The following is a 3818-nucleotide window of genomic DNA, read 5'->3' on the forward strand; positions in this document are numbered from 1 at the left end:
CTGAACCTGAAAGCGTGATGTCGGAGCCGTTTGCCTGACAGTCGCGGGGTGGGTCCGGTAGCTCTGAGCTGTGAGATACGCGCAGGGCGGCGGGTTGACCGACGCCGAGAGGGCCGCGCGGGAGCGGATCCGGCTGCAGGCCGTGGAACGCTTCGAGGGCGGGAAGAAGAACCGGGAGATCGCTGCCGCGCTGCGGGTGAGCGAGCGGTCGGTAGAGCGGTGGCGCTGGGCCTGGCGCGGGCAGGGAGAGGTCGGCGTCCAGTCGAAGGGATCACCAGGCCGCCCAAGGCTCGGCCTAGACCAGATCGCCAGGCTGGAACGGGAGTTGGAGCGCGGCCCGCTCGCCCACGGCTGGGCGGACCAGCGGTGGACGCTGGCGCGGATCAAGACGCTGATCGGCCGGCTGTTCCATGTCTCGTACACGGTGGAGGGCACCTGGCGGCTGTTGAAGCGGCACGGCTGGAGCTGGCAGCAGCCCACTCGACGGGCGATCGAGCGCGATGACGACGCGGTCGAGGTGTGGAAGAAGGAGACCTGGCCGCGGGTAAGAGCACCGCGGCGGAGCGCGGGGCCTGGATTGTCTTCGAGTTGCGCCGTGAGGCGCTGTGATTCGTGTGGGGGTGAGAGACCTTCACCGCCGTTCTGTCGTAGCAGAGGGGTGGAGCTGAGGGCAGCCTGATCCGGGTGATGCCGGGGAGGGCGGGAGCGGCCCTGACAAAGCCGGGACGTGCCAGCACTGCCAGATGGTGCGGGTCCGGCGAGCGGGATGGAGAGGAGTACGCGAGGAACCGGCGTCTTTACGTCTCTTAACGACTACACCGGCTCGAACCTGGCGGATCTGGGCCGGAGGCGGTGCGCACTCGCTGCTTGGCGGCGGCGGGGAACTCCTTGATCGGTATTTCGAAGCCGTTCGGGAGGCCACGAGGAAGGACTACGGCGTACTCGTGGCGATGCCGCAGGGACACAGTCGGGCTCCTACTCCAACGAGCGAATCGCAGTGAACACGGGAACCACCCGGTCTCAACTCCCCAGCCGTGCACGGCCAGTGCCCGGTCGGGGATAGGCGCATCGACCGCCGAACGGTCCGGGTGGGGCGGAGCCGCCGTAGTACTCCGAGCCGGGGAGAGCCCGCGCACATGGGGAAGGGCGGCAGCGGTATCGAGAAGGGAAGGAGACTGCAATGCCGAAAGATGCACCGCTGAACAGCGGCGCTCTGCTGGAGGCGGACCCGGTGGGGCCGCGCCAGCGGGTATTGGAGATGCAGGCCAAGCTTCACCGTTGGGCGGCGGCCGATCCCGGCCGCCGGTTCGATGACCTGTTCAACCTCGTGCACGACCCGGCGACGCTGATCGCGGCGTTCGACCGGGTCGCCGGCAACCGGGGAGCCCGTACTCCCGGCGTGGACGGCCTGACGGCCGCCGATGTCGAGGAGCGATTCGGGGTCCCCGGATTCCTGGACGACCTACGGGCCCAGCTCAGGCAGGGCTCGTTCCGGCCACTGCCGGTGCGGGAGCGCAAGATTCCCAAACCGGGCGGGTCGGGGAAGGTACGACGGCTGGGGATTCCCGTGATCGCCGACCGAGTCGTCCAGGCCGCGCTGAAACTGGTGCTGGAGCCGATCTTCGAGGCCGACTTCAAGCCGGTCTCCTACGGCTTCCGGCCCAAGCGGCGGGCCCAGGACGCGATTGCCGAGATCCACTTCTACGGCACCCACGGCTATCGGTGGGTGCTGGACGCGGACATCGCGGCGTGCTTCGACGAGATCGACCACGCCGCACTGATGGACCGCGTCCGGAAGCGGATCAAGGACAAGCGGGTGCTGGCGCTGGTGAAGGCGTTCCTGAAGTCCGGCCTCCTCACAGAGCTCGGGGAACAGCAGGAGACCTTCACCGGCACGCCGCAAGGGGGCATCATCTCCCCGCTCCTGGCGAACATCGCCCTGTCGGCGCTCGACGAGCACCTGCACCGGGCATGGGAACCGGACGGGGACCTGTCCACCAGCCCTCGGCGCGAACGGCGAAGCGCCAAGGGCCTGCCCTCGTGGCGACTGGTCCGCTACGCGGACGACTTCGTCGTCCTGGTCAAAGGGACCAGGCAGGACACCGAGGCACTGCACGAGGAGATCGCCCAGGTCCTCGCACCGATGGGGTTGCGGCTCTCGGAGGCCAAGACCCAACTGGTGCACCTGAGCGAGGGGTTCGACTTCCTGGGGTTCCACATCCAGTGGCGCCGCAAGCGCGGAACGGACAAGTGGTACGTCTACACCTTCATCGCCGACCGGCCCCTCCGGTCGGTGAAGGCGAAGATCCGTACCCTCACCCACAGAACATCGCAGCAGGACCTGGCCGTGGTACTGATCAATCTGAACAGGATCACCCACGGATGGGCCAACTACTTCCGGCATGCCGTTGCGAAGCGCACCTTCAGCAACCTGGACAACCTCGTCTGGTGGCGGGTCGTCCGACTGCTGCAAGAGCGGCATCACTGGAACTGGTCGGACGTCCGCAGACGGTTCACCACCCCTACCGGGCGGTGGCTGCCGATCAGCGCGGGCGAGATCGAGTTGCGGAAGATCAGCGCGATGCCGGTCACCCGGTATCGCTACCGCGGCAACACGATTCCCAGCCCCTGGGCCACTGCAACCACCTGACGGCAGAGACCGTGGAGAGCCCGTTGCGTCGAGAGGCGCACGGCGGGTTCGGCGAGAGGTCCGGGGAAACGGACCGGGAGCAATCCCGGCACCGCGCCCCGGGCCTACTCAGCGACGAAGCCGGGCAGTCGATGACTCCGCCGCGTGCCAGGACCTGGGGCCGGATCGGCCGGACCCCGGTCGTGAGGGTGAGGGGCCGGGGCTCGGGGCGGGTGTCGATGGCGGGCATGGCCTGCTACAAACCGGGCGAGCGGTCCAGGTTGATCTACGCGATCCGCGAGTACCGGGGCCGCAAGGACGAGCCGAAGGGCTTCGGCTGGCGCGACTTCCGCGATCTGATCGTCCGTGCCCGCATCCAGCTCGGCGGACCGATCGTGCTCGTCTGGGACAACGTCCGCCTCCACCTGACGGCCGGCATGCGCGAATTCATCGACGCGAACGCCGAATGGCTCACCGTGTTCCAGCTGCCCACGTATGCTCCGGACCTCAATCCGACCGAGGGCGTCTGGTCGCTGGTCAAGCGTGACATCGGCAACCTCGCCGCGGCCGACCTCGGCCAGGTCACCCGCGCCGTGAAGCGCAAACTGAAGATGCTGCAGTACCGACCGGAGGTCATCGACGGCTGCCTCGCCGGCACCGACCTGCCCCTGGACCTGTGAGCGCCGGGTCGACGGACCCGAAATTGACCGAAGCCCAAAGCCGCTGGTCAGCTACGGTGGCGGCATGACCGACAGCCTGCCCGAGGACGTAGCCGACGTGCTTGACCTTGTCCTGAACCCGGACGAGCCCGCCCACGACGCCCTCCGACAGCAGGTGCCCCAACTCAGGGTGCAGTCCCGTTGCAAGTGCGGCTGCGGCACTACCTACTTCGAACTCGACGCCGACGCCGTGGAGCCCGCGCCAACGGGGCCCGGCACCGTTGTGGCTGCCGACGTACAGCTGTTCACCGAAACCGGCGAGTGCCCTGGCGAGGTCCTGGTCTTCGCGCAAGGCGGCTACCTCTCATGGCTGGAGGTCTGCTCATGGAGCGATGACATCGAGGTGAATCTCGCTGCGGCGCGGCGCTGGCTGCAGCCACCGTCCTGAACCCGAGCCGACAACATCCGGCGGTTTCGGACCCTGACGCCGCCACCACGAGCCGACCGACATCACGAGTTCAAGTTCAGTA

At 67.9% G+C, this 3818-nt stretch carries 2 protein-coding genes and 2 pseudogenes; all 4 read left to right on the plus strand.

The genetic code is table 11. The annotated features are described in order from the left end of the window. Positions 1 to 70: 70 nt before the first annotated feature. Positions 71 to 588: pseudogene (locus tag ACWEQL_RS41580) on the plus strand (winged helix-turn-helix domain-containing protein); the annotation flags it as partial. 592 nt (positions 589 to 1180) lie between these two features. Beyond that, a complete protein-coding gene (gene ltrA, locus ACWEQL_RS41585) occupies positions 1181 to 2650 on the plus strand; it encodes a group II intron reverse transcriptase/maturase (RefSeq protein ID WP_452156699.1) in 1470 nt (489 codons plus the stop codon). A 104-nt stretch (positions 2651 to 2754) separates the two neighbouring features. Then, positions 2755 to 3309, plus strand: a pseudogene (locus ACWEQL_RS41590) (IS630 family transposase); the annotation flags it as partial. 64 nt (positions 3310 to 3373) lie between these two features. Further along, positions 3374 to 3736, plus strand: coding sequence for a hypothetical protein (locus ACWEQL_RS41595; RefSeq protein ID WP_452156701.1), 363 nt, complete (start codon positions 3374 to 3376; stop codon positions 3734 to 3736). Positions 3737 to 3818 lie beyond the last annotated feature (82 nt).

It is taken from the genome of Kitasatospora sp. NPDC004240 (assembly GCF_053603215.1).

Excerpts from the sequence above, each read along its gene's own strand:
- ltrA (WP_452156699.1), top strand. The coding sequence starts at position 1,181 with ATGCCGAAAGATGCACCGCTGAACAGCGGCGCTCTGCTGGAGGCGGAC.
- ACWEQL_RS41595 (WP_452156701.1), top strand. The coding sequence starts at position 3,374 with ATGACCGACAGCCTGCCCGAGGACGTAGCCGACGTGCTTGACCTTGTC.